This window comes from Parazoarcus communis, assembly GCF_003111665.1.
Classification (GTDB): Bacteria; Pseudomonadota; Gammaproteobacteria; order Burkholderiales; family Rhodocyclaceae; genus Parazoarcus; species Parazoarcus communis_B.
Window position 1 is genome coordinate 2,069,739 of record NZ_CP022188.1, and the last position, 24,544, is coordinate 2,094,282.

The 24,544-nt window shown below is 62.6% G+C and carries 22 protein-coding genes and 1 riboswitch; of the genes, 7 read left to right on the plus strand and 15 right to left on the minus strand.

The annotated features are described in order from the left end of the window. Window position 1 precedes the first annotated feature (1 nt). From CEW87_RS09455 to CEW87_RS09485, 7 genes are all read left to right on the plus strand, one after another. A complete protein-coding gene (locus CEW87_RS09455) occupies window positions 2-1,060 on the plus strand; it encodes a porin (protein WP_108972527.1) in 1,059 nt (352 codons plus the stop codon). Between the two features lie 172 nt (window positions 1,061-1,232). Beyond that, the gene (gene msbA / locus CEW87_RS09460) at window positions 1,233-3,026 is read left to right on the plus strand and encodes a lipid A export permease/ATP-binding protein MsbA (protein WP_108972528.1); all 1,794 of its coding nucleotides are present in this window, start codon (window positions 1,233-1,235) and stop codon (window positions 3,024-3,026) included. Window positions 3,027-3,139: 113 nt separating this feature from the next. Further along, window positions 3,140-4,267 (plus strand): glycosyltransferase, encoded by a 1,128-nt coding sequence (locus CEW87_RS09465; protein WP_108972530.1) that lies wholly within the window; start codon window positions 3,140-3,142, stop codon window positions 4,265-4,267. After that, complete coding sequence (locus CEW87_RS09470) at window positions 4,264-5,187, plus strand: DUF6625 family protein (protein WP_108972531.1); 924 nt, start codon at window positions 4,264-4,266, stop codon at window positions 5,185-5,187. The genes CEW87_RS09465 and CEW87_RS09470 overlap by 4 nt, the downstream gene beginning before the upstream one ends. Further along, window positions 5,184-6,140: a glycosyltransferase family protein gene (locus CEW87_RS09475; protein WP_108972533.1), complete on the plus strand. Its 957-nt coding sequence runs from the start codon at window positions 5,184-5,186 to the stop codon at window positions 6,138-6,140. The genes CEW87_RS09470 and CEW87_RS09475 overlap by 4 nt, the downstream gene beginning before the upstream one ends. An 83-nt stretch (window positions 6,141-6,223) precedes the next feature. Next, complete coding sequence (locus tag CEW87_RS09480; RefSeq protein WP_108972535.1) at window positions 6,224-7,309, plus strand: IS5 family transposase; 1,086 nt, start codon at window positions 6,224-6,226, stop codon at window positions 7,307-7,309. 348 nt (window positions 7,310-7,657) lie between these two features. Further along, window positions 7,658-8,545 (plus strand): glycosyltransferase family 2 protein, encoded by an 888-nt coding sequence (locus CEW87_RS09485; protein ID WP_108972536.1) that lies wholly within the window; start codon window positions 7,658-7,660, stop codon window positions 8,543-8,545. Window positions 8,546-8,725: 180 nt separating this feature from the next. Here CEW87_RS09485 and CEW87_RS09490 read toward each other — a convergent pair whose 3' ends face one another. The 15 genes from CEW87_RS09490 to cobU all read right to left on the minus strand — a co-directional run bounded on the left by CEW87_RS09490 (window position 8,726) and on the right by cobU (window position 24,130). Continuing rightward, a complete protein-coding gene (locus CEW87_RS09490) occupies window positions 8,726-9,937 on the minus strand; it encodes an O-antigen ligase family protein (protein ID WP_108972538.1) in 1,212 nt (403 codons plus the stop codon). Then, window positions 9,934-10,545 (minus strand): toluene tolerance protein, encoded by a 612-nt coding sequence (locus CEW87_RS09495; protein ID WP_199917159.1) that lies wholly within the window; start codon window positions 10,543-10,545, stop codon window positions 9,934-9,936. The genes CEW87_RS09490 and CEW87_RS09495 overlap by 4 nt, the downstream gene beginning before the upstream one ends. A 38-nt stretch (window positions 10,546-10,583) precedes the next feature. Next, the gene (locus tag CEW87_RS09500) at window positions 10,584-12,626 is read right to left on the minus strand and encodes an LTA synthase family protein (RefSeq protein WP_108972540.1); all 2,043 of its coding nucleotides are present in this window, start codon (window positions 12,624-12,626) and stop codon (window positions 10,584-10,586) included. Window positions 12,627-12,779: 153 nt separating this feature from the next. Then, entirely contained in the window at window positions 12,780-14,228 is a 1,449-nt protein-coding gene (locus CEW87_RS09505) for a lipopolysaccharide kinase InaA family protein (protein ID WP_108977083.1), read from the minus strand. A 7-nt stretch (window positions 14,229-14,235) separates the two neighbouring features. Next, complete coding sequence (locus tag CEW87_RS09510; RefSeq protein WP_108972541.1) at window positions 14,236-14,985, minus strand: lipopolysaccharide kinase InaA family protein; 750 nt, start codon at window positions 14,983-14,985, stop codon at window positions 14,236-14,238. Then, window positions 14,982-15,821 (minus strand): lipopolysaccharide core heptose(I) kinase RfaP, encoded by an 840-nt coding sequence (rfaP, locus tag CEW87_RS09515; protein ID WP_108972543.1) that lies wholly within the window; start codon window positions 15,819-15,821, stop codon window positions 14,982-14,984. Before rfaP ends, CEW87_RS09510 begins: the two co-directional genes overlap by 4 nt. Continuing rightward, on the minus strand, window positions 15,818-16,951 hold the full coding sequence (locus CEW87_RS09520) for a glycosyltransferase family 4 protein (RefSeq protein ID WP_108972545.1): 1,134 nt from the start codon (window positions 16,949-16,951) through the stop codon (window positions 15,818-15,820). Before CEW87_RS09520 ends, rfaP begins: the two co-directional genes overlap by 4 nt. Next, a complete protein-coding gene (waaC, locus tag CEW87_RS09525) occupies window positions 16,951-18,078 on the minus strand; it encodes a lipopolysaccharide heptosyltransferase I (protein ID WP_108972547.1) in 1,128 nt (375 codons plus the stop codon). Before waaC ends, CEW87_RS09520 begins: the two co-directional genes overlap by 1 nt. Before the next feature lie 7 nt (window positions 18,079-18,085). Beyond that, window positions 18,086-19,120: a lipopolysaccharide heptosyltransferase II gene (gene waaF / locus CEW87_RS09530; RefSeq protein WP_108972549.1), complete on the minus strand. Its 1,035-nt coding sequence runs from the start codon at window positions 19,118-19,120 to the stop codon at window positions 18,086-18,088. A gap of 19 nt (window positions 19,121-19,139) precedes the next feature. Next, window positions 19,140-20,102, minus strand: a complete 963-nt coding sequence (gene rfaD / locus CEW87_RS09535) for an ADP-glyceromanno-heptose 6-epimerase (RefSeq protein ID WP_108972551.1) — start codon at window positions 20,100-20,102, stop codon at window positions 19,140-19,142. Window positions 20,103-20,115: 13 nt separating this feature from the next. Beyond that, window positions 20,116-21,066 carry a D-glycero-beta-D-manno-heptose-7-phosphate kinase gene (rfaE1, locus tag CEW87_RS09540; protein WP_108972553.1) on the minus strand — a complete coding sequence of 317 codons (951 nt, stop codon included), beginning with the start codon at window positions 21,064-21,066 and terminating at the stop codon, window positions 20,116-20,118. Between the two features lie 105 nt (window positions 21,067-21,171). Continuing rightward, the gene (cobC, locus tag CEW87_RS09545) at window positions 21,172-21,726 is read right to left on the minus strand and encodes an alpha-ribazole phosphatase family protein (protein ID WP_108972555.1); all 555 of its coding nucleotides are present in this window, start codon (window positions 21,724-21,726) and stop codon (window positions 21,172-21,174) included. Further along, window positions 21,711-22,481 carry an adenosylcobinamide-GDP ribazoletransferase gene (locus tag CEW87_RS09550; RefSeq protein ID WP_108972557.1) on the minus strand — a complete coding sequence of 257 codons (771 nt, stop codon included), beginning with the start codon at window positions 22,479-22,481 and terminating at the stop codon, window positions 21,711-21,713. Before CEW87_RS09550 ends, cobC begins: the two co-directional genes overlap by 16 nt. Window positions 22,482-22,490: 9 nt before the next feature. Next, window positions 22,491-23,528 carry a nicotinate-nucleotide--dimethylbenzimidazole phosphoribosyltransferase gene (gene cobT / locus CEW87_RS09555; protein ID WP_108972558.1) on the minus strand — a complete coding sequence of 346 codons (1,038 nt, stop codon included), beginning with the start codon at window positions 23,526-23,528 and terminating at the stop codon, window positions 22,491-22,493. 53 nt (window positions 23,529-23,581) lie between these two features. After that, a complete protein-coding gene (cobU, locus tag CEW87_RS09560; protein ID WP_108972560.1) occupies window positions 23,582-24,130 on the minus strand; it encodes a bifunctional adenosylcobinamide kinase/adenosylcobinamide-phosphate guanylyltransferase in 549 nt (182 codons plus the stop codon). A gap of 68 nt (window positions 24,131-24,198) precedes the next feature. Continuing rightward, window positions 24,199-24,432: riboswitch (cobalamin riboswitch) on the plus strand. The last annotated feature ends 112 nt before the right edge of the window (window positions 24,433-24,544 follow it).

The following is a 24,544-nucleotide window of genomic DNA, read 5'->3' on the forward strand; positions in this document are numbered from 1 at the left end:
CATGCAAAAGAAACTGATCGCGCTGGCTGTTGCTGGCCTGATGGCTGCTCCGGTCTTCGCTCAGTCCAACGTTACGGTCTACGGTCGTATCGATATGGGTTACGTCAATTTTGGTGATTCGAAGACCAGTGGTGTTGATAGCCGCAATGCTATTGATTCAGGCCTCTATGCACCTAGCTACCTTGGTTTCAAGGGCGTTGAGGATCTGGGTAACGGCCTGAAAGTCGGTTTTGATTTCCAGACCCGCCTGAACATCGACCGTAATGAGCAACGTGACCAAGTTTCCTCCGGTTCGCGCCGTGATGCGTATCTTTACGTTGCTGGTGGTTTCGGTACTGTTGCTGCAGGTCGTCTGACCACGCCGCAGGATAGTCTGCTTGGTAGCGTCGATCCGATGGGCTCGTCCGTGATGGCCGGCTACCAGCTGACCTACAATCAAGGTGCTAACCTTCTGGGGGCGAACGTTACCCGTCTGGATAACGTCCTGGCATACATCTCGCCTAGCTTTGGTGGCTTCAAGGTGACAGTGGCTTACACCGGTAACGGTATCGGCGAAGAGTCGAACGGCAACGAAAGCGCCGCTGGCGATGCACGCATCTGGGCAATTTCGCCGGTGTATAGCAATGGTCCGCTGACCGTTGGCCTGAACTACCACCGAGTAGAAATGCAGTCGACGGTTGCGGCTGTCGATGGTCTGACGGAAAAGGTATGGGATGTGGCTGCCGCATATGATTTCGGTGTTGTGAAGCTCAGCGCCGCGTATGGTGGTGACAAGCTCGATAACAACGGTGGCGATGTTCGTCAGTGGTTCGTTGGCGCTTCGATCCCTGTTAGCACGGCTGGCAAGGTTGGCTTGGTGTATGGTCGTTCGGACGACGATGATCGTAGTAACGCTGAAGACTCCCGCTGGGCCGTTGGCTATACGCATGATCTGTCGAAGCGCACCATGGCTTATGCTCAATACGGCAGCATGGATATTGACTCCAACAGCCGCAATACGGGCTACAACGGCGCCATGTACGAGCGCGCTCTTGGTGTTGGTTTGCTGCACAAGTTCTAATCTCGTCTCCCGACGAGTTAGCGAAAACGGGCGCCTCGGCGCCCGTTTTTTCGTCAACGAAAGAATCAAAGGGGTCAGAATCAAAGGGGTCAGAGTCGTTTGAAAGCTGCTCTTTTTCGATGCCGACAGACCATCGTGCTACCATCGACGGCTCCGATTTGACCGAACCCGCATGTCGCAAACCGACGCCACATCAAGCTCCAGCCTTAAGATCTACCTGCGTCTGCTGACCTATGTCCGGCCTTATGTCGGCTTGTTTGCGATCAGTATTGTCGGCTTCGTCATCTTCGCTTCGTCGCAACCGATGCTGGCGGGCGTGTTGAAGTATTTTGTCGATGGCTTGAACGACCCCGCGCTCGCCGTCTTTTCCGGCATCCCGCTGCTCGGCGATCTCGCGCTGATGCAGGCCGTGCCGGCGCTGATCGTGGCCATCGCAGCCTGGCAGGGTCTGGGCTCCTATCTTGGTAACTATTTCATCGCCCAGGTTTCGCTTGGCCTGGTGCATGACCTGAGACTGGCCTTGTTCGACAGTCTGCTGCGCCTGCCCAACCGCTATTTCGACAGCAACAATTCCGGTCACCTGATCTCGCGCATCACCTTCAACGTGACCATGGTGACAGGCGCAGCAACTGACGCGATCAAGGTGGTGATCCGCGAAGGGCTGACCATCGTCTTCCTGTTCGGCTACCTGCTGTGGATGAACTGGAAGCTCACGCTGGTGATGGTGGCGATCCTGCCCGTGATTGGTGTGCTGGTCGGCAGCGCGAGCAAGAAATTCCGCAAACAGGCGAAGAAGATTCAGGCTGCGATGGGCGACGTCACCCATGTCGCCTCGGAAACCATTCAGGGCTACCGGGTGGTGCGCAGCTTTGGTGGCGAGGCCTACGAGTCGGCGCGGTTCCGCGCCGCAAGCGAAGACAACACCCGCAAGCAGTTGCGCATGGTCAAGACTGGCGCCACCTATACGCCGACCTTGCAGCTGGTCACGTATTCCGCGATGGCAGTGCTGCTGTTCCTGGTGCTGTGGCTGCGCGGCGATTCCACCGCGGGCGAGCTGGTCGCCTACATCACCGCAGCCGGTCTGCTGCCGAAGCCGATCCGGCAGTTGTCCGAGGTCAGTTCAACGATCCAGAAGGGCCTGGCGGGGGCGGAAAGCATCTTCAGTCAGCTCGATGAGGCGCCTGAGCTGGATCAGGGCACGCTCACCCGTCCACGGGTCGAGGGGCGGCTGTCCGTGAAACATCTCAGCTTCAGCTACCCCGGCACCGAGCGCAAGGTGCTGGACAACATCAGCTTCGAGGTCGAGCCGGGGCAGATGGTGGCGCTGGTGGGCCGCTCGGGCAGCGGCAAGTCGACGCTGGCCAACCTGATTCCACGCTTCTACGTGCATGACGAGGGCGACATCCTGATAGACGGGGTGGCGGTGCAGAACTTTGCATTGCGTAACCTGCGCCAGCAGATTGCGCTCGTCACACAACACGTCACGCTGTTCAACGATACGGTTGCGAACAACATTGCCTATGGCGATCTGGCCGGCGCGCCGCGCGATGCAGTGGAGAGGGCGGCTGAAGCGGCGTATGCGCGCGAGTTCATCGACCGCCTGCCCTTGGGGTTCGATACCGAGATCGGTGAGAACGGCGTCTCGCTCTCGGGTGGCCAGCGACAACGCCTGGCGATTGCAAGGGCCTTGCTCAAGGATGCGCCCATCCTGATTCTGGATGAGGCAACCTCTGCACTCGACACTGAGTCGGAGCGTCATATTCAGGCCGCCCTCGATCACGCCACCCGCGGGAGGACGACGCTGGTGATCGCACATCGCCTGTCCACGATCGAGCGTGCGGACATGATCCTGGTGATGGACCAGGGTCATCTGGTGGAGCGTGGCACCCATGCCGAACTGCTTGCGGCGGGCGGCCACTATGCACGCTTGCATTCGATGCAGTTCAGGGATGAAGCCGGGGACTGACCTCCGCCGACCATTCCTTTTCCGGCGTCCGGCTATAATTCGGGGCTGTGCTCGGGCCGCATCGGCCTGGCCTTATTTTTCATGCGCTCAAGTGCCGGCCGTCTGGAGACGTTTTGACTGAAGCCCGAATCCTGCAGTTCTGTCACTGCCATTATGGTCCGTTTCGGGATGTGGCCCGGCAGTACGCCACGCTGTTTCGCGACACGCCCTACAAAGTGACGACCGTCTATCTGACCGACCCCCCAAGTGCCGAGGTGGAGGCCGGTTCGGCGTCGGACGAAGTCATTTTTCTCGATTACGACGGCAAGGATGTGCGCGGGCTGAAACTCGACGCGATGCGGCGCCTGCGACAGATCGTGGCGGAGCGCGACATTCGTCTGGTCATCGCACACCGTTTCAAGCCGATTTACATTTCGTGCTGGGCGACGAAGCTCCCCGTCATCGGCGTGCATCACGCCTTTGGGGATTATGAGCGCCTGTCACACCAGCTCTTTGCACGCTGGTTTGGCAAACGGCTCGGATTGCTTGGCGTGTCGGATGCGATTCGCGATGATATTCGCCGTGGAGTGCCGAGTTGGCCCGAGAGCAGGATCGAGACCCTGCACAACCGCATTGATGTCGAGACGGTGCAGGCAGGGCAGATCACGCGTGAGGCTGCGCGCGAGCGCCTCGATCTGCCCGCGGATGCATTCGTCGTCGGCAATGTCGGCCGCCTCCATCCGGACAAGGATCAGGCCACGTTGCTGCGAGCCTTCGCCCGCGCCTTGCCGCAACTGCCGGCGGAGGCGCAGCTCGTCATCCTGGGCAAGGGACGGCTGGAGAAGACCTTGCGCGCGCAGGTCGAATCGCTCGGCATCGCAGGCAAGGTTCGTTTCATGGGGCAGGTGCCGCAGGCCTGGCAGGCTTTCGCCGCCTTCGACGTGTTTGCGCTCAGTTCGGACCACGAGCCTTTCGGCATGGTTCTCCTTGAAGCCATGGCTGCCGGTGTGCCGGTGATTGCCACCAACTGCGGCGGTGCGCCGGAAGTGGTCGGTGAGGTCGGCAGCCTGTTCCCGCTGGGCGACGATGCGGAACTCGCACGACTGCTGGTCGAACATGCTGGCTGGTCGGTGTCGCGCAAGGAAGCGTGCGCCCACGCCAGTCTGACCCGCCTGCGTGAAGCATTCTCGGACGAGGCCGCTAGGCGGCGCTTTTTCGCCTTGCCCATGGTGCGCGATGTGCTCGGGGATGTGTGCGGATGAGCGCCGCGCTTCAGGCACCGCCAAGTCTGTGTTTCGTCATCCCCTATTTTGGCCGGTGGCCATTCTGGATGCCGTTCTTTCTGGAGAGCTGCCGCGCGAACCCGAGCATTGACTGGCTACTGTTCTCCGACTGTGGTCAGGTCGAGCACTGTCCGCCCAACGTGCGCATCGTCGATATCGGCTACGACGCGTATTGCGCGCGGGTCACCCGCGCGCTTGGAATCGAGTTTGCACCGCAGAATCCCTACAAGCTCTGCGACCTGAAGCCCGCGCTTGGCTACATCCATGAAGAGGAACTGCGTCGCTACGACTTCTGGGCATTCGGCGATCTCGACCTGGTGTTCGGCGACCTGCGGGCCTACTTCACGCCGGAGCGACTGGCGCATAAGGACCTGCTGTCTACCCACCGGCGTCGGGTATCGGGGCATTGTTGTCTGCTGAGAAATACGAAGCGCATGCGCGAGGCCTTTTTCCGCATCCGGGACTGGCGGACGCTGTTCTCAGATCAGAAACATCATGCGCTTGACGAGGGCGCATTCAGCCGCATCTTCATCCGCCACAAGAACTGGCCCGACTGGCTGTTTCGCCTCGCCGCGCAGGCAAACCCATGGTATCGACGGGCAGAGTTCGTCGAGGCTTTCAGTACCCCAAATGCGAAGGTGCCGTGGATCGATGGTGGTTTCGAATTTCCGCAACGCTGGTTCTGGGATCACGGTGTCTTGAGCAATGACCGTGATGTGGGGCGTACGTTTCCATACTTTCATTTTGTTGTTTGGAAGAACAGTATGCGGAACATTTGTGAAGGCGTATCGAACGAATCATGTGCTGAGATTGCTTCAGCGAAGTGCTGGATGATCGACTTGCATGGGTTCCATTCAGCAGGCAGTGCGTCGGCCGACGACACTGGAGGTTCAGAGTGAAAATTCTGTTGCTGGTTCAAAAGGAGCAGCGAGTAATTCTCGATCGGCTTTACGACGGTATCGCGGCGCATAGCGATTGTGAAGTACGCTGGCTGAACAGGTCGGAACAGGCGAATCTGAGAAAATACTTTCGTAACAGCGTTGATCAGACCCAGTACGATCGAATCATTTTCTTTCTTAGATTCAAGCTTGAGATACGCCAGGCCTCGTTCATAAGCACAGTCAGAAATCTCGTTATTCTCGAACATGATGCGTGTCAGAACTATTTCGACGGGAAATATCAGGGCGCATTTTCACGACACTACTCTCGTATGCCATGGGTGCGTGTGCTGACGTCTGGTTATTGCGTATCGAGACGTCTTCGAGACGAAGGGTATGATGTTGTCTTTGTTTCGAAGGGCTACGATCAGACTGTTTTGCGAAACCTGAACATCGAAAGAGACATTAATCTTGCTTTTGTTGGAAGCACCAAGAGTTCGGTATATCACGGTCGTCGTGAAATGCTCCAGAGCATAGCTGGTCGCGAAAAATTATTGATCACCAGAACAGAGTCAGGCGACGCCTATCTTCAGATGCTGAACAGAATTCGCTACTTCGTCAGCGCTGATGTCGGAATTGGCGAATACATGATCAAGAACTTCGAGGCAATGGCATGTGGATGTGTTCTGTTTGCATATGATCAAGGCGAAGCTGAAAATCGCGCGTTAGGCCTCGAAGATATGAAAAATGTCGTGCTCTATACCTCCGCGGAAGAGCTCTCGAAGAAACTGGCTGTTCTCACGCGTGATGCAGCGCTTTCACGTCGAATCGCTCATGCCGGTCAGCAGTTGGCTGAACAACAATATGCGTTCTCCAGTGTTGGGGCTCGCGTTGTGGCGGCACTGCAAGCTCCTTTGAGGGCACAGCCGGAGATGAGTCGGCTCGAGCGCTTACGGGCTTTTCTACGGGTCTAGCAGGCCGTTGAAAAACCCCGCCCGCTACCCAGGGGCGGGACGGTAGAATTCAGGCATCTGACATATCGAGGCAGCTGATACCGATGCGAGGTCAAGCAAGTCCGCAAAGTGCGATGTTCTCCTACGTGAGCCTTGAGGAGCGCGTTCCGGCCTCGCACCCGCTGCGCAAGCTGCGGATGCTGGTCGATTCGGTGCTCGCTTCGATGGATGACGAGTTCGATGCGATCTACGCACGCGTCGGGCGCCCGTCGGTGCCGCCGGAGCGACTGCTCAAGGCGCTGTTGTTGCAGATTCTGTTCTCGATTCGCTCGGAGCGACTGCTGGTCGAGAGCCTCGACTACAACTTGCTGTATCGCTGGTTCGTCGGTCTCGGTATTGATGACGACATCTGGGACCACTCGACCTTCAGCCAGAACCGCGACCGCCTCTTCAACGAAGGTTTGGCGCGGATCTTCTTCGAGCGTGTGAAGGCGCTTGCGCAGTGGGGCAGGCTCACCAGCAGCGAGCACTTCAGCGTCGACGGCACGCTGATCGAGGCGTGGGCGTCGCACAAGAGTTTCAAGCCGAGGGACGGCAGCGGACCGCCGGTCGGGCCGGGACGCAATCCGGAGGCCGACTTCAAGGGGCAGCGGCGAATCAACGACACCCACGCGTCGAGCACCGATCCGGACGCGCAGCTGTTTCGCAAGTCGCACGGCGCCGAGGCGCGACTCGCCCACATGAGCCACGTCCTGATGGAGAACCGCAACGGCCTCGTCGTCGATGTCGACACGACGCCCGCCAACGGCACCGCCGAGCGCGAAGCGGCGCTGCGAATGATTCGCCGCCAGTGCCGGCGCGGCGCAACAGTCGGCGCCGACAAGGGGTACGACACGCACGACTTCGTTGCCGGTTGCCGCAAGGCGGGCGTCACGCCGCACGTCGCGGCCAAGCGCACCGGCTCGGCACTTGATGGCCGCACGACACGCCACGCCGGCTACAAGAGCTCGCTCAAAGTGCGCAAGCGCATCGAGGAAGCCTTCGGCTGGCTGAAAACCGTCGGTGGTCTGCGCAAAACGAAACTGATTGGTCGCGAGAAACTCGCCGGCCAGGCGCTGCTGTGCTTCGCCACCTACAACTTGGTTCGCATCGGCAGCCTCACGGGTTGGTGGGATGCCAAGCATGTGTAGGCCGAAATCCGCCCGGAGCTCGCCGAAAGGCGAGCGTGGGGCACCAAAAGGCCCCGAATTCGGCTGCAAAGCGGTCGCATTTGACCTCGCCGACCTAAAAAACATCGACGTGCAACGAAAAACGCGGGCGAAGTCCGGTTTCAGCATGCGTTTTTCAACGGCCTGCTAGGCAGATTTCCCGGACGAGGACGATCGTCCGGGAAAATGGCTTGTTTGATGACCCGGGATGTTCTTCCTTCCAAAGGTTTACAGATCTGAGTGCGTAATGGACACATGGCAATTATTGATGCAGGGCTGCATGGCTGTAGCCCATTTGGTTGAATTGCGGTCAGGCAGGGGGTGTGCACGATGAAGGGCCATTCGACCGCGCCCCTCGTGACTGTGGTGATTTCATCGTATAACCACGGTCCATATATCGAGGATTCCATCCGGAGCGTTTTGACTCAGACCTATCCCTTCATCGAGTTGCTGGTGATTGATGATGGATCGAGTGATGACAGCGTCACCAGAATACGGGCGCTTCAGGCCGAATACGGGTTTGACTTCCGGGTGCAGCAGAATCAGGGTCTGACTCGAACGCTCAACGACGCGCTCGCACGGGCCAAAGGCTGTTATTTCGCGCCATTCGGTTCGGATGACATCATGCTGCCGGAGAGAATCGCATTGCAGGTTGAGTATATGGAGGGGAAGCCGAAGGTCGGCATCTGCGCGGGGAATATTGAGTTAATGTCTGCAGATGGCCGTTCCTACCCGGCTTCGCGGCAACAACTCGATGTTCCGTTCCGGCGCCTCGACTTTGACGACCTGTTTCTCGGGCGCAAGCCTTATACGCCTGCGCCAACCTTGCTGTTCCGAACCGAGGTCCTTCGGGAAGTCGGTGGATTCGATCCGGAAATTCGCCTCGAAGATGTGTATATAAAACTCAGGATTACGCATGCGGGGTATTTTATTGACGCTTTGGGCGTGCCCCTGGCCCGCTACCGCAAACATGAGACCAATACATACAAGAACCTTGGATTCATGACGTCGAGTGTTCTGAAAATATACGAAGCCTACTCGGCTCATCCCCTGTACGAAGAAGTGCGATCCGATTTCATTAATTCGATGTTTCTTAAAAGTTCAAATCGTGATCGAAGTTTGGCGTGGAAGCTGCTGAAACAGCTGCCGCTGCGGCGATGGAACGGAAAGACCGTGCGCGGAATCATCCGTCTTGTGTTACCGAAGAGGCGACGCTAGCCTTTTGCGCTTGACCCATGACTTTGCATGTGTCGATAGATTCGCGCCGCAGATGAGAGGTGCGATGGCGTCCACGGCGCACATGCCGCAATGACGTTGCCGAGCACCACATCTGTTCGCGACCACCACGGCGTGGCAGCGGCGCGAGACCGCTTGCTCGGCCGACGCGTCCGCCGAGGTTCAGACGGCATTCCGCTGCGCGCTCATGGAGCTACGCTTCTTTAGCGTGGCTGCAGTCAGCAGCGCAAAAGGAATCCAGAGTAGATACCAGTGCTCCTTTGGTCTCGGAAGGAAAGAGCCACCTTCGGTCATGCTGGCCGCAAGGCCATATACGATGGTCGCGGAGAGCGCGAATACCAAAGGCTCCTTTCGCTTCTTCCAGCTCACTGCCAGGGCTGACAGAAAGAGTGCGGTCCAGAATATCAGCCCCAACGCACCGCCGTGATAGAAAACCGACAAAGTGATGTTATGAGGCTCCCGGAAGCTTGTATCGAGGCCTTTGATGATAATGCTCAAGGGATGATCGAATCCGTGTCCGAACATTGGGGATTCGAGTGCCTGGCGGGCGGCTTCTGCCCATATCTGAGGTCTGTAGGATAGGCCGCGTTGAGTCACGATCTCCGGCCATAGCATGACAATTACTGCGCCAGTCAGGATGAGAATTCCACAGGCGTATGCACCCCGGCGGCCACCCAGCAATGCTAGCCACAGAATCGTCGCAGTGAGCGCGAGCAGGGGGGTGCGGGATCCGGTCGCCAGGATCAATCCGCCGATGACAGCGACAGCGATGAGCGCGGATGGCAGGATGAATTGTTTGCTCTGAATCCAGTATGCAATCCAGAGCACCAGGAAAAAGCCGAACACATGTGAGGTCAGAAGCGGGTTGTACAGTGCGCCGTAACCGGGCAGGCGGCTTCCGTGATCCGATATGACGAATATTGAGATCTGTACCGCAGCTGCGATCACTGCGATGACGGCAGACAGTTGAATTACGGCCTTGAATCGGGCCGGGCGGTGAATCGCCACGCCCGCGCAGCCGAAAAACAGACCCAGAACATAGAGCGGCCGCTTCAGGAGCGAAAGCGCGCTTTCGTCTGTCCCGGACCAGCTGATGCTGATGGAAAAATAGGTTGCGAAGCAGAGAAATGCAATGAACACCGGGCTGCGGAGCAGCGCAGTCAAGAGACTGCGGTCATTCAGTGCCAGGATGAGGGCCGGGGCTGCAAGAAATACATAGAACAATTGCTGGAACAGCTTCTTGTCCCCTGCCCACATCATGCTGGTGAGCAGGAACAGAATTCCAAGGGGGAGTACCCAGTTGGTCAGATGTCCATTGATGCGGCCGCGCCATGCGGCGTGGCCGGCCGTCTTGCGTGCTTCTTCAGTTTTCATTTGTCGAGTTCTGCCCAATCGGTACTCTTGCGAAGCCATTCGCGATCTTCACGACAGCGGAGCACATGGCGGAGGTTGCGCCGGCGCCTGAAGGGGCCGAGCGCGAACCAGCTGATCTTCAGGTCCGAGATATCGATCAGGCCGAGCGTGTTCTCGGGTGTCAGCACGATGTTGCCGAGGTGTGCCGAGCGGAAGAATATCCCGAGCGAGTGGATGTGATGGATGAATTCCAGCAACTGATGCCTTAACGCGTCGGCTCTCGCCTCGCCGAGGCCGCCTGCGATGACCTGTCTGATGGTCTCGCCTTCAAGCGGAAGGTAATGTACGGCATCGCGGCTGATCGCTGGGATGCGGTAGTGTTGCAGCACCTGCGGACAGGGAATGCCCAGCCTGTGAAGTGCCGCTGCATTTTCGACGAAACGCTGCGCGTAGGGCTTCCACGCCGCAGAGGTCAGCACGCGCTTGCGCCTGAAGAGCTTGAAGTAGGTGCCGTCGGGCAGCAGGAGCACTTTTTCCCCATGCTCGTCCTGTTCGACAACGCGTGCGCCGGCACGCATCTCAAGATACTTGTCGTGGCCAAGCAATTGCAGCGGAATCCGGTTTCTCATGGGGTGAAATGTTAGCTTGGAACGCCTTTGGCCGGGCTTCATTTGCCGACCACATTGTCGTACATCATGAAGCGTGCGCTCTCGTGCAGCCCACGTGCAAGTCTGGACAGACGCGCGAATTCCTCTGGATGGCTGGCCGAGACATCCTTCAGGGGCGCCTCGGCGGCGAGGTCGTGCATGCTTGCCTTGCTCCCGTCCGCGTTCATCCGCACCAGGTGCTTGCGGGTCACCGCACCGATGACCGGGAATGCGCCTTCGCGCAGGATCACGGGTACCGCGCGCTCGCCTTCGGGCGCCGGGTACTGAAGGTCGCGTCCCATGGTTGCCGTGCCGTATTCGAGTCCAAGCATGCCGGCGACCGTCGGCATCAGGTCGACGAGGCTTGCGGCCTCGTCGACGAGGCGTGGCTGAATCAGTTTTGGCGCATGGATCATTGCGTGCACATGCGTGCTTTCCAGCCCCAGCAGTTCGAACGCAGGAGGCATGAAGGGCAGGGTGGAGATGCGGCCGTTATGGTCACCGAAGAGCACGAAGATCGTGTTGTCGTAGTAACCGCTCGCGCGCGCCATCTCGATGAAGCGGCCAACGTTATGGTCGAGCAGCCTGACCGCATTGAACTGGGCCGTGTTCTGGAAGCCGGCCTTCTGCGCCTCGGCATCGGGAATGGAGCTTGCAACGAACCCGTCATTGTCTTCGGGAATGGTGAATGGCCTGTGGTTGCCTGCGGTCTGTATGTAGGCGAAAAACGGCCCTTTCTTCGCCTGCTCGCGCAGGATGGCATCGGTTTCGCGAAACAGGTTCAGATCGGAGATGCCCCATACGTCATCGTTGGGCGCGCGCCAGTGGCCCTCCTCATAGAGCCTGACCTTGTCGATGCTGCCGAGGACGAGTGCGTTCATGTTGGCCCATCCGGCGCTGCCGCCGACCGCATAGATCTTTTCGTATCCCTTCAGGGCATTGATCACCGAGTGCTGGGAACTGATGAAGGGGTTACGCGTGGCGCTTTCGCTGCGCGCCGCATCGGGGATGCCGGTGATGCTGGCCCAGACGGTCTTGGCTGTGCCGGTAACCGGAACATGGAGATTGCGGAACAGCCAGCCTTCGCGGGCGAGGGCGTCCAGCTCGGGGGTGGGATCAAGCGGGTTGCCGAACAGGCCGGAGCGACTCGCGCCAAGCGATTCGAGCATGATGAACACTACGTTGGGTGCTTGTGCGACCGGCAGGCGGTGCACATGCGGTTTGACCGTGCGCTGCATCGACAGTGTCGCGGGATCTGGCGAGTCGACCGACAGGTAGTGGGCGACGGTGTCGTAGTGTCGGCGGAGTTCGGCCAAATCGTATTTCTCGGGCGGGATCCGGTGGGTGTCGTAAATGAAGGTCACCGGGTTGAGACCGAGAGCGCCGACTGCAGCATTGCCGGAGAAGAATGCATCGCTCCAGCGCAGCGGTACCGGGTTCTCCGGGTTGATGTTGTCTACCCGGCCAAGCATCCCGAGAAGGCCGAGTGCGGCAACCAGGACAATTCCGGCGATTGCGGGGAGCGGGCGGATCGGTTGCCGGCGTGGGCGGTCCAGCGTGACGCGCGCCGCCCTGAAGAGAAGACTGACGAAAGCTGCTGTCAGCGCGAGCCATCCGAGGCTGATCCAGACCACTGGGTAGCTCTCCCACAGCATGCGCGTCGAGATGTCCGCGTTTCCGGCGAAACGGAAGACCGTCGCGCTCAGCCGCTGGCCAAGATAGGAGTAGTGGCCGAAGTCGAGCACATAGACCAGCAGCACCAGCAGGGTCGCCAGTGCGAGGTAGAGCCCGGTCAGTGCCCGGGTGAACCTGCTTCGCACCAGATTGACCCGCGGCAGGGATGCGGCGAATGCAACCGGCAGCATGATCAGCAGTGCGAGCCGAAGATCGAAGCGGAGTCCAATCGAGATTGTCTGAAGGATGACTCCGGCACTTTCGCCGGCCAGCGCCGCATGATCCGCGGAGGCGATGAGGAAGCCGAGTCGCAGGGCGGCGAACAGGATGAAGAAAAGCGTGACGCCTGCGAAGAGAAAGCGGATGCGCCGGGAGTGAAGCCAGGACATGGAATAGCCTTATAAAATTGTCATTGCATGCGCGCAATACCGGTTCGCGCCGAACAGGATCACGTGGTGCGTCCGTCGGTGTGGTGACGGTACTGAGATGCAGTCATCTGCGCGCGCCGTGGCTGGCATTCGACGCGGACTGAGCGGCCCGCTTCAGCCTGCGGGAAGGTGAGCGTCAAGCCATTCAGACAGGACACAGTCAGGCGGCCAGTTGCGCAACAGTCGCTTGCGGTCACGCTGCCAGGCGCGCTGGTGGGCTGCATCGCTGCGGTGCTGTTGCATTGCGTCGAGATCGATCAGTTGAACATCCTTGCCGTCCCACAGCAGATTCGTTGCCTTGAGGTCGCCGTGGCTGATGCGCTCGCGGTACAGGGTGGCAAACAGGATCTGCAGTGCGCTGGCTTCGGCTGGCGGTGGTGCGGAATCCGGGTCGAGGTGGGTCAGCAGGTCGATGCCGGGGCAGTGTTCGGTGATCAGCCATGCGCGTCCGCGCAACGGCCCCCAGCGCTCCTCGACGAGTGCCAGCGGGGTGGGGGTCGGAATGCCGAACAGGCGCAGGCGGTGGCCTTCGCGCCATGAATGCCAGCCGCGGCTCGGGCGCCACAGCCGCGACAGGGCGTGGCGCAGGTTCTTGAGGTTGTAGCGTTTTACCACGACCGGCTGAGCCCGGGCCAGCACGCTGGCAACGGTGCAGGTGTTGCCGCGCTTGAGCAGGGAGCCGGCTTCGATGGATGCGTCGATGTCGTCGAGCAGCGGTGCGAGGCGATTGCGCTCGCTGCGCAGCACGGCCTCGAAGCGCCTGAACCGGGACGTGACACTGAACAGCGAACAATCGCGCCCCGTCTTGTCGAGGTAGTCGCGCAAGCGCCACGCCAGTGCCGTCTTCAGTGCCCCGGCCTGCTCGGCGGTCGAGGGCATGTGCGGGTTGTTGTGGCGGTAAGCCTCCATCAGGGGGGCGAGCGCTCCGTCCCAGGTGCGCGGGAGTTGTGCAATCAGCATGGCAAGGTCGCGCGCTGCGGTGGCGGAGGGAAGTGGAGGCTCGCCGTGCGCCTGTACGGCATCGCCGTCGATCAGCAACAGGCGGTTCTCGTGTTGCAGGAAGTTGCCGAAATGAAGGTCCGAGTGCGTCAGGCCGGCCGCATGCAATTGCCCCAGCAGTGCAAAGGCTGGGGAGAGCACTTCGGTTGCGTCCGGCGCAGCGGGGCGGATGTCCGGCAGGGTCTGCCAGACTTCGAGGAGGCTGCGGGCGTCAGCCAGGAAGCGGGTGAGCAGAACGTGGCCGCCCTCCGGCAGCGCTTCGGCAAGCAGCGCTGCGGGCGTCGGGATACCGGCCTTGGTCAGGGTGGCAATGCCGGCATGCTCGCGCGACCAGTAGCGGGCGCTGCGCTTGTCGACAAAGAGCTTGGCGAGCACATGTTCGCCGTCCAGCACGGCTTCACCCACCACGCGTTTGCCCGGCAGCACGCGCAGCAGGCGAATGAGCTGCAACTCGCGTCCGTCCTTGAGGCGAACGCGGAATGCAGCGGGGGGCTGGCGGCCCGCCGTCTGCAGAGCGGCAGCGTCGAGCAGGGGCGTCGTGCCCTCGGGGCGGGTGTCCGTCATGCCAGCCTCATTCGCGGCCATCGAAGAAGCGCAGGATGTGGCGCACCCGCTTCCTGTCGCCGGCATCCAGTCGTGCCTTCTGAGCGTAGTCCAGATAGAAGCGCAGGCGCTGGGTGCGGGTCAGGTGGTACTTCGCCACCTTGTCGAGGCAGGCCAGGTCCTTGACGATCCGGTAGCGCAGGAATGGGCCCCACCAGAACTCGCCAGACGGGCAGTCGATCAGGTACAGCCGCGGTGCGGCTGCATCGTCCACCAGCAGGTTGCGCCACTTCAGATCGTTGTGGGTGAAGCGGTGGGCATGCATGGTGCGCGTCATCTTCGCCAGCTGACGCGATACCGCCGCGACCCAGCGCGGGTTGGTCAGGCGTGCATCCTTGCGCAGCGCGAGCTGATTGAGATCGGTGGTGTCCGGCAGTTCGGCGGTAATCAGCGCACCGCGCAGGAACTCGCCGCTGCGTCGCTCCAGGCCCCAGCCGACCAGGGTGGCGGTGGGGATGCCCCACTCGGCGAAATGGCGCAGGTTCTGCCACTCGGCTTGCACCCTGGGGCGGCCGAGCCAGCGGCGTAGCGGGTTCTTGCCGGCGCCGTGGTAACGCTTGACGTAGTAGCGACGGAGCCCTGCGGTAACACGCAATACCTGGCTGAGCGGGTCGGCCGCCACCTGCTCGCCTTCGAGTGCGAAGACGCTGTCGAGCGAGGCAAAGGCGCGTTCTGCGCTTGCATCGAGGGCGCCGGCGTTCAGGGACCAGCGAATCATCGTTGCAACGCCGGACGATTAGCGAACTTGCGCTCAAAGCGCAGCTTGAGCCGAGCTGCTTCACGCTCGAGCTGTGTCAGCAACGTGCGCTCGGACTGCAGCGTTTCGCGCAGGGACGTCGGGAAATAGGCGCGCAGAAAGCGCAGCTTGTCGCGGCGGGTGAGCCCGATGTCGAGTGCCGAGAAGTACAGGCCGGCGAGGTCCTTGTCGCGCCAGCGTCGCGGTGTATGGCTGCGCAGCTGTGCGCGATGGAGATCGATCAGCGCGAGCTGGAGGGCGCCCGCAGACGGTTCGGGGACGGTACGCATGAGGAAGTGGCACAGGTAGAAGTCGCGGTGGTTTACACCGCCTTCATGCATGCGCCGTGCGATCGACGCGACCGCCCGGATCAGCGCGTGCTTCAGGGCGGGCGGTGGTGCCTGTTCGCGCCAGTTGCGGGTGAATTCATCGAGGTCGACGGCGGGTTCGATCGCCTCGGTGACGATGAACGAGTCTCGCCGCGCAGGCCCTGAACCACGCTCGCCGAAGCCGACGGCCGTCATTGTGGGTACGCCGAGCTCATGGCAACGCCGGATCGCGTCCCATTCGTTTCCTGCACCGAGCACCGGGCGCCGCAGATGGATGAGCTCCTCGGCGATGCGTCCCCAGCTGACGCCGTTCTGCAGTTTCAGATAATAGCCGCGACTGTCGATTTCGAAACGCAGCGTGCGCCGGCCCTCGACGTCGCGCACGAGGTCGCCGCTTGCAGCCTCCCGCGCGAGTGTGGCCGCGGCCGCGAAGGGGTCGCGGCCGGACCATAGCGTCGTCAGCGGGGGGCGCAGTTCCTGCCGATTCATCCGCGCTTGCCTACGATGACATCGGTGGCGCGTTCCGGCAGGCTGTACAGGTCGGCGCTGTTTGCAAAGACGAGGGCGTTGTGTTGCCAGCAGGTGAGCGCGTCCGGGGTCGACAGCATGGCCGCCAGGGTGTCGTTCATCGTGCTTTGATGGAAAGGCTCTCCGACCACGCTGCCGGCGTCGGCATCGGTGATGTAGTGCGCATAGCCGCAGGCGGCTGAGGCCAGTACCGGCAGGCCGGCGACGAGCGCCTCGAGCAGCACCGTGCCGGTATTCTCGTGGCGGGCAGGGTGGAGCAGAAGGTCGGCTGCGAGCAGAAAGTCGGGCACATCCTTGCGCCCGCCGGGCATGAACACCCTTTCGCCGACACCGAGGCGTGCGGCCTGGCTCATGAACGGCGCAGGGTCGTCGGCGCCGAGCGCAACCAGCCGGGTGCGACGTTTGAGCGGCTCGGGCAATGAGGCCATGGCTTCGATACTGCGATCCAGTCCCTTGCGCATGAAATCCGAGCCGATCTGCACCAGCAGCAGGTCGCCGCTTTGAAGCTTGAACTCGGAGGCGAAGCGCGCGCGCGCGGCAACGCGCAACTCGCTGGCGTTGGCCGGCGCGCGGCGGTCAGGCGCAATGCCCGGTGGCAGCAGATGAAAGCGCTTGGACGGCGTGCCGTAATGCTTCTTGAACAACGGTTGCTGCGTGGTCGAGATCATCAGGATCTCGGTGTGGCTCTCGGGCGCGAACACCGCGCGTTCATAGGCCGAGAAGTGGCGGTAGCGCGGGCTGTAGCGATACAGCGCCTTGCGCATGGTGCGCGCCTTCTCCTCGTAGCACGGGTCGGCGGCGTAATACACGTCGAGCCCCGGCATCTTGTTGAATCCCACCACGCGGTCCACCGGCCTGCGAGCGAGATCGGCCTCGACCCAGCGCGTGAACTTTGCGTACAGGCGGTGGTTGAGCATCGCGCTGACCGGCACCTTGATCAGGTCGAATCCGGGCGGCACTTCGCCCTCCCATTCGAGAACGTACACGCGGATGTCGTGACCACGGGACTGGCAGGCAAGGGCGATGCGCAGGAAGTCGCGCTGCAGGCCGCCGAAGGGGAAATATTTGTACAGACAGAATGCAAGCTGCATCAGGCAGAGTCCTTGGAGGGGTCGAGTCGCTGCTCGAGCAGCGTTTCGAGCGCAGACCATACCTGCGCCGGCGCAAGCCGGGTGAAACACAGGGGGTGCTCGGTTTTGAGGTCGAAGCGACTGCGGTCTTCGGCTGTTGGTTTGTAGCTGCATTCCTTCTGCAGGCAGGGAGCGCAGTCGAAGTCGGCGGCCATATGAACCTGGCTGCGGCCCCAGGCCCCCGTGTAGCCGGGATTGGTGGGGCCGAAAAGTGACAGGGTGGGTACGTCGAGCGCCGCAGCCAGATGGCCCAGGCCGGTATCGACCGCAACACAGGCGGTCGCTTCGGCGAGTTCGGCGGCGAGGTCGGTCAGCGTGAGTCGCGGCAGCACGCTCGCGCCGGCAATGCCGGCAACGATGCGGTCTGCGCGCTCGTGTTCGGTGATGCTGCCCCAGGGAAGCCGAACCTGCCAGTCATGCGTGCTCGCGCGCTCAACAAGCTGGCGCCAGTAGGTTTCGGGCCAGTGCTTGGTGGCCCAGGTCGTGCCGTGCAGGAAGACGAGGTAGGGCTTGTTTGTGTCCGGTCGATGGGTGGCCGTTGCGAGCACGCGCTCATGATCGAGTCCATAGGCGGAGGCGCCCGCAGGTTCGGCACCGTCGCGGTCGCTGTATGCCTCTGCCGGCAGGCTGTAGCCAAGTACATCGGCGAACAGTTCGCGCACGCGCAACACCGCATGCCGCCCCCAGGGCACCGCATGGCGATGACGGTAGAGCAGGCTGGCGAGCGGCTCGCGTGCGGAGTGCCGGTCCAGTCCGTGCACCGGGCTACGGGCGTAGCAACTGAGCCAGGCGCTCTTGAGCAGCCCCTGCGCGTCGATTACTGCGTCGTATTCGACGACCGACATTGCCTGGCGAAATGCGCGCCATTCACCGCTCTGGCGCGCTTTCAGCGGATGCTTGCGCCAGCGTCGCAGCGCCACAGGAATCACGCGGTCGACCGCAGGGTGCCAGGCCGGAATCTCGGCAAAGGATTCTTCCACGACCCAGTCGAAGCGGATGCCCGGAAAAACACGGGCGGCATCGGTGATCGCGGGCAGCGTGTGGATGATGTCACCCAGCGAAGAGGTCTTGATGATCAGGATTCGCATGGGCTGCTCAGTCTGCCGCGACGGCCATGCGTGCGCCACCTGCGCCCAGTGTTTCGAGTGCCTGCAGCACGCTTGCCGGGCTGATGTCGACGAGGCAGCGGGTGTGACCGAGCGGGCAGACACGCTTGAAACAGGGCGAGCACTCGAGCCCCAGGCTGCGGATCGAGACCTTCGCCGACAGGGGCGGTGTGTGCTCGGGGCTGGAAGAACCGTAAATCGCCACAAGCGGTACGTCGAGTGCCGCAGCGACATGCATCAGGCCGGAGTCGTTGGTTACTGCGGCCTCGGCCAGCGCGAGGAGGTCGACTGCGTCACCCAGCTGTGTGCGACCGGCCAGGTTATGGACCATGACCGTGTCGGCTGCGATCTCCTCTGCGGCAGGGTGATCCTTGGCCGAACCGAGAATCCAGACCTGGTAGCCACGGCCAACCAGTTCGCGGGCGAGTGCGGCGTAGTGGGGCAGCGGCCACTGCTTGGCAGGGCCGTACTCCGCGCCTGGCATGAACGCGATGCCGGGCCGGTCGTCGGCGAGTCCGAGCCGGCTGTGCAGTGTGGCCTGGTTGGCCGCGTCGGCAAGCAGGCGCGGATTGTGAAAGGTGGGCGGCACGGCAGCGTCCGCCGGCCGGCCGAGGGCGACGAAGCGCTGCACGGTCATCGGCAGCGCGGTCTCGTCGAGCAGGCGCAGGTCATTGAGCAGACCGTAGCGCATTTCGCCGCGAAACCCCGTGCGCAGCGGGATGCGGGCAAAGAACGGGACCAGCGCCGACTTCAGCGAATTGGGCAGCAGGATGGCCTGATCATAGCCTTCGGCGGCCAGTTCGCGACCCAGCGCCCAGCGCTTGCCGAGACCGAATTCGCCATGACCGAGCGGCATTGCCACCCCGCGGCGCACCTCGGGCATGCGCGCAAGAATGGGGAGCGACCAGCCCGGGGCGAGCACGTCGATCTCGCATGGGCCGCCGCGCTTGAGCGTCACGAACAGGCTCTGGGCCATCACCATGTCACCCACCCAGGAGGGACCCACGACGAGAATTCTGTGCATTCCTGCTGCCTTCACCGGGTCAGCCGTTGCGGGCGAGCCAGTCGAGGTAACGCGGCACGCCGGTCTCGACATCCATGAAGGGGCGGTCGTAGCCGGCTGTGCGCAGTGCGCTCATGTCGGCTTCGGTGAAGCTCTGGTAGCGGCCCTTCAGGTGCTCAGGGAAGGGAATGTAGTCGATGCCGCCGCCTTCGCTGCCGTTCGCCCGGGCCCACTTGATGGCCGCGCGTGCCACTTCGTTGAAGCTCTGCGCACGCCCGGTGCCAAGGTTGTAGATGCCCGAGACCTGCGGGTTGTCGAGCAGCCAGAGATTGACGGCGACGATGTCATCCACGTGAATGAAGTCGCGGCGCTGTTCGCCCGGGCCATAGCCGTCGGAGCCCTCGAACAGTCGCACGCGGCCGGAATCGTTGAGCTGATTGTTGAAGTGCCAGGCCACGCTCGCCATGCTGCCCTTGTGCTGCTCGCGCGGCCCGTAGACGTTGAAGTAGCGCAGGCCGACCACCTGGCTCTCAAGACCGTCGAGCTGGGGGCGCAGGTGGCAGTCGAACAGGAACTTCGAGTAGGCGTACATGTTGAGAGGCTGCTCGAACTCGCGCGCCTCGCGAAAGTTGGGACCCATGCCGTACACCGATGCGGACGAGGCATAGATCAGTGGAATCTTGCGTGCCAGGCACCAGGCCAGCAAGGCCTTGGTGTATTCGTAGTTCACCTTCATCACGAAGCGGCCATCCCACTCGGTCGTGGCCGAGCAGGCGCCTTCATGGAAGACGGCCTCGATGGAGCCGAAATTCTCCCCGGCCTCGATGCGCGCGAGGAAATCGTCCTTGTCCATGTAGTCGCGGATGTCGGCATCCGCGAGGTTGAGACACTTGTGACCGTCGCTGAGGTCATCCACCACGAGGATGTCGAAAATACCCCGTGCGTTCAGACCCTGAACGAGATTGCTGCCGATGAAGCCGGCGCCGCCGGTGACGATAATCATGCGAACTCCTAGTTCAATGTGTTGCGGTCAGCGCCGCGGTGAGCTCTGCGAGACTCACGGTGGCGGTGCCGAGCTTGCCGACGACGACGCCGGCAGCAGTATTGGCCAGTGCGGTGGCGTCCGCCATCGACAGTCCGCAGGCGAGGCCGGTGCCGAGCACGGCGACCACGGTGTCGCCTGCGCCGGTCACGTCGAATACGTCTCGCGCACGGGTCGGCAGGTCGAGCGCAGCCTGGCCTTTTTGCAGCAGCGTCATGCCGCGTTCGGAGCGGGTGATCAGCAGGGCTTCCAGGCCGAGCGCCTCGATCAGCGCTTCACCGCGACTGCGCACCGCGGCTTCGTCGCTGCAGTGCCCGACCACCGCTTCAAACTCGGTCATGTTGGGCGTGATTACGGTGGCACCGCTGTAGCGGCCGAAATCCGCGCCCTTGGGGTCGACCACGACCGGCAGCCCACGTTCGCGAGCGAGCCGAATCAGGCTGCTGACCTGGGCAAGCGTGCCTTTGCCGTAGTCCGACAGCACGACAGCGTGCGCGTCCGGCAGGGCAGCCTCGAAGGCCTGTTCGATACCGGCGGATTCGAGTACTGCGAAATTGTCCTCGAAGTCGAGCCGGATCAGTTGCTGGTGGCGACTGATGATGCGCAGCTTGGTAATGGTTGGGTGCTGCGGTGCCTCGAGCAGCCGGCACAGCACCCCGCCGTGCTCAAGCCGCTCGCGCAGCAGGCGGGCAGGTTCGTCGCGTCCGACCAAGCCTACCAGTTCTGCGCAGGCGCCAAGCGAGGCCGCGTTAAGGGCCACGTTGCCCGCTCCGCCGGCACGGAACTCGTCGGTTTCGACCTTGACCACGGGCACCGGCGCCTCGGGCGAGATACGGGTGGTCGAGCCGTGCCAGTAGCGGTCTAGCATGACGTCACCGATGACGAGGAGGCGACCAGCGGAAAAGTCGGGCAGGATGTTCGGCATTAAGCGCAAGGCAAGACGTTGGAAAGACGGGGATTATCCCACGAAGGGCGGAAGGCGACGACTGCGAGCGCGCACCCCCCTCGTTTTAGGGGTGGCTGTCGCGGGCTAGCGATTGAACCACTTCAGGGTCGTGCCCCACGACTCAACGTCGATTCGCGTGACCTGGCCACAGGCAAAGTCCAGCGCCAGCCAGCGTTCGGGGGGCAGGCCCAGCAGATGGCCGGCAATGACCCGCAGCGGTCCGCCATGTGCGACGGTCACCACCGGCAGGTCGTCAGCCGCAGCGCTGCGCACCTCTTCCAGCCAGGGCAGGACACGTGAGCTCAGGTCACGGGCAGACTCGCCGCCCGGTGCGCGAAAACCGAGCGGATCGTCCGCCCAGGCGTCGATGGCGGTGCCGAGTTCGTCGAAACGGCGCCCCTCCCATTCGCCGAAGCTCATTTCCTGCAGGCGGGCATCGATCTGCGGTGTGCCGAGCGCTTCGGCGAGCAGGCGGGCGCGACTGAGCGGACTGGCGTGCAGCGCGAAGCGCTCGGGCAGGAGCGGGCGCAACCGGGTCGCGACATCGACGGCGGATTCGGCCAAACCGACGTCGGTCCGGCCGTAGCACACGCCGGGCGCGACGTCGGGCCGGGGGTGGCGGATCAGGTGAAGTTCCATGCGCTCAGAATGCCAAGGTAGCAGGCAAGCTCGGTGGCTTGCTGGGTGGCGCCGAGGAGGTCGCCGGTATAGCCGCCGAGTCGGCGCACGAACATGCGTGCGGCCCACACGGTGACGAGCGTGACCGCAGCCACGGCGCACAGGGCCTCGAGCGGGCCAAGGAGTATCAGCGGAAGCAGGCCGAAGCTGGCTGCGATCAGAAGCTCCGCACCGTTCATGCGGCGCGCAAGCGGTTTCGACTTCGCGCTCTCGTCCTCGCGCACGTAGGGCAGGCGGTGGATCAGGCTGGTCGCGCACAGGCGCGACAGCGGGTGTGCGACGAGAATGGCCGCAGCGACACCCGACGCGCCATGGGCACCGAGCTCGAACAGGGCGGCGGCCTTGGCGAGCAGCATCAGCACCACGCCGACGGTGCCGTAGCTGCCGATGCGCGAATCCTTCATGATCGTCAGCACCTGCGCCTTCTCCCAGCCGCCGCCAAGTCCGTCGCAGGTGTCGGCCCAGCCGTCCTCGTGAAAGGCGCCGGTGGCACGAACCGTGACGGCCATCGACAGAATCACGGCCAGCACGGGTGGGAGCGCCAGGGCGAAGATCAGATAGCTGCCTGCCCCGATCAGGCCCACGACCCAGCCCACCAGAGGGAAGTAGCGCGCCGCATGATTCAGGCGCTCGGTGGACCACGGTACCCAGGCAGGGACCGGCAGGCGCGTGAAGAAGCCGAGTGCGGTGAAGAAGAGTTCGAGCTGGTAGCGCATCGCCGGGCGTCAGTCCTGCGCGCTGACGCCTGCCGACTCGAAGCTCGCCATCTCGTCGAGGAAATTCACTGCCGCCTGCACCAGTGGGTAGGCCAGCGCAGCGCCGGTGCCTTCGCCCAGGCGCAGATCAAGCTCCATCAGCGGTTCGACACCGAGGTGTTCGAGCTGCAGCGTATGGCCGGGTTCTTTCGAGCGGTGGGCGAACACGCAGTAGGGCAGGACCGCGGGCGCAATCGCATGGGCCACGAGCAGCGCCGAGGTCACGATGAAGCCGTCGATCAGCAGCACCATGCGCTTCTCGGCCGCGCCAAGCATCGCCCCGACCATCATCGCGATCTCGAAGCCGCCGTATTGCACCAGGGCGACCAGCGGGTCGCGCTGGCGGCCGCCGCGGGTGAGTGCCTGCTTGAGCAGCACCTGTTTGCGCGCAAGGCCTGCGTCGTCGAGTCCGGTGCCGCGCCCGGTCACCGTGGCAAGATCGCTGCCGGCGACAAGGCAGTGGGTCAGCAGTGATGCAGCGGCGGTGTTGCCGATGCCCATTTCGCCGAAACCTACGCAGTTGCAGCCGTTCGCGGCCAGCGCATGGGCGAGCTCACGGCCTTTTACCAGGGCGGCTTCGCACTGTGCAGCAGACATCGCCGGGCGCTCGATGTAATTGTCGGTGCCGGGCGCAATCTTGGCGTCGATCAGTCCGGGACGCTTGCCGAAATCGTGATTCACGCCGGCGTCGATCACGGTCAGCCCGAGCCCCATCTGCCGGCTGAAGACGTTGATTGCAGCGCCACCGGCGAGGAAGTTTTCCACCATCTGCCAGGTCACATCCTGCGGGTAGGCCGAAACGCCTGCGCGCGCCGCGCCGTGATCGCCGGCAAAAACCATGATGTGCGGCTGGTTCAGGGCGGGGGTTTCGGTCTGCTGTACAAGGCCAATCTGCAGCGCCAGCGCTTCCAGGCGGCCGAGTGCGCCGAGGGGCTTGGTCTTGGTGTCGATGCGTTGCTGCAGCCGGGGCGCGAGCGTCTGATCCGGCGCGCTGATGGTGAAGTTCATGGGTGTTTTCGCAACAGGGTGTGGATGAGCGCGGCGGATGTTAGCACGCCGGTTCAGCCACCCTTCAGTACCAGCGGCAAGCCGGCGGCGACGAAGACGACGCGCTGGCAGCGCTCGGCAACGGCCTGGTTGAGCCGTCCTGCCTCGTCGCGGAACAGGCGCCCGAGCGGGTGCTCCGGCACCAGACCGAGACCGACCTCGTTGGCGACCAGCACGATGGTGCCGGGAAGCTCGGGCAGGGTGGCGAGCAGCGCGTCGCGTTCGCGGCTGAACAGCGGCAGGGTGTCTGCGCTGTGCGCAGATGCAAGCGTGTCCGCCTCCATGAGCAGGTTCGACAGCCACAGCGTGAGGCAGTCGACGATGATGCAGCGGTCGGGGGCAGCCTCGTGCTTCAGCGTTTCGGCCAGTCGGACGGGCGCTTCGACGGTGTGGAAGTGCGGCGGGCGGTCGAGCTGGTGGCGGCGGATGCGTGCTGCCATCTCCTCGTCTCCGGCTTCCGCCGTGGCAATCACGGTGACCGGCAGGCCGGTGTCGTGGGCGCGTTGCTCGGCGTGACGGCTTTTCCCCGAGCGGGCGCCGCCAAGAATGAATTCGCAGGTCATTGGAATGCTTCGCTTTTTGCAGTGCACGAGATGGCTGGACACGGTATCATCCGCCCCCTCTGCTCCGAAAGGGGCAACGCGTTCGTGGTGCCCGACGGCGACTCTCGCCACAGGGTTAAACGGGAAACAGGTGCGCACGCCGCAAGCGTGCAATGCCTGTGCTGCCCCCGCAACGGTAAGTGAGTGCAAGACGCCTCGAAAAGCCACTGGGTCATGCCCGGGAAGGCGATGCGTCGGGTCAGGAGGATGTTGCTCCAGACAGCTCATGAGCCCGGATACCGGCCCGAATGCGAAATGGCGAATGTGCTGCGGGGTGGCAGCGACGGGTGCGGCGGTTTTCGGCTCTCTTCGACTCTCTCTCCGGCATGTTCTTGTTCGAGTCAGCTACGGCATGCGGGGACGCGGGCCGTGGCG

Bases quoted from the DNA above. Each gene is read 5' to 3' on its own strand.
- CEW87_RS09455 (WP_108972527.1), top strand. From the start codon at position 2: ATGCAAAAGAAACTGATCGCGCTGGCTGTTGCTGGCCTGATGGCTGCT.
- msbA (WP_108972528.1), top strand. From the start codon at position 1,233: ATGTCGCAAACCGACGCCACATCAAGCTCCAGCCTTAAGATCTACCTG.
- CEW87_RS09470 (WP_108972531.1), top strand. From the start codon at position 4,264: ATGAGCGCCGCGCTTCAGGCACCGCCAAGTCTGTGTTTCGTCATCCCC.
- CEW87_RS09480 (WP_108972535.1), top strand. From the start codon at position 6,224: ATGCGAGGTCAAGCAAGTCCGCAAAGTGCGATGTTCTCCTACGTGAGC.
- CEW87_RS09485 (WP_108972536.1), top strand. From the start codon at position 7,658: ATGAAGGGCCATTCGACCGCGCCCCTCGTGACTGTGGTGATTTCATCG.
- CEW87_RS09490 (WP_108972538.1), bottom strand. From the start codon at position 9,937: ATGAAAACTGAAGAAGCACGCAAGACGGCCGGCCACGCCGCATGGCGC.
- CEW87_RS09495 (WP_199917159.1), bottom strand. From the start codon at position 10,545: ATGAGAAACCGGATTCCGCTGCAATTGCTTGGCCACGACAAGTATCTT.
- CEW87_RS09500 (WP_108972540.1), bottom strand. From the start codon at position 12,626: ATGTCCTGGCTTCACTCCCGGCGCATCCGCTTTCTCTTCGCAGGCGTC.
- CEW87_RS09505 (WP_108977083.1), bottom strand. From the start codon at position 14,228: ATGACGGACACCCGCCCCGAGGGCACGACGCCCCTGCTCGACGCTGCC.
- CEW87_RS09510 (WP_108972541.1), bottom strand. From the start codon at position 14,985: ATGATTCGCTGGTCCCTGAACGCCGGCGCCCTCGATGCAAGCGCAGAA.
- rfaP (WP_108972543.1), bottom strand. From the start codon at position 15,821: ATGAATCGGCAGGAACTGCGCCCCCCGCTGACGACGCTATGGTCCGGC.
- CEW87_RS09520 (WP_108972545.1), bottom strand. From the start codon at position 16,951: ATGCAGCTTGCATTCTGTCTGTACAAATATTTCCCCTTCGGCGGCCTG.
- waaC (WP_108972547.1), bottom strand. From the start codon at position 18,078: ATGCGAATCCTGATCATCAAGACCTCTTCGCTGGGTGACATCATCCAC.
- waaF (WP_108972549.1), bottom strand. From the start codon at position 19,120: ATGCACAGAATTCTCGTCGTGGGTCCCTCCTGGGTGGGTGACATGGTG.
- rfaD (WP_108972551.1), bottom strand. From the start codon at position 20,102: ATGATTATCGTCACCGGCGGCGCCGGCTTCATCGGCAGCAATCTCGTT.
- rfaE1 (WP_108972553.1), bottom strand. From the start codon at position 21,066: ATGCCGAACATCCTGCCCGACTTTTCCGCTGGTCGCCTCCTCGTCATC.
- cobC (WP_108972555.1), bottom strand. From the start codon at position 21,726: ATGGAACTTCACCTGATCCGCCACCCCCGGCCCGACGTCGCGCCCGGC.
- CEW87_RS09550 (WP_108972557.1), bottom strand. From the start codon at position 22,481: ATGCGCTACCAGCTCGAACTCTTCTTCACCGCACTCGGCTTCTTCACG.
- cobT (WP_108972558.1), bottom strand. From the start codon at position 23,528: ATGAACTTCACCATCAGCGCGCCGGATCAGACGCTCGCGCCCCGGCTG.
- cobU (WP_108972560.1), bottom strand. From the start codon at position 24,130: ATGACCTGCGAATTCATTCTTGGCGGCGCCCGCTCGGGGAAAAGCCGT.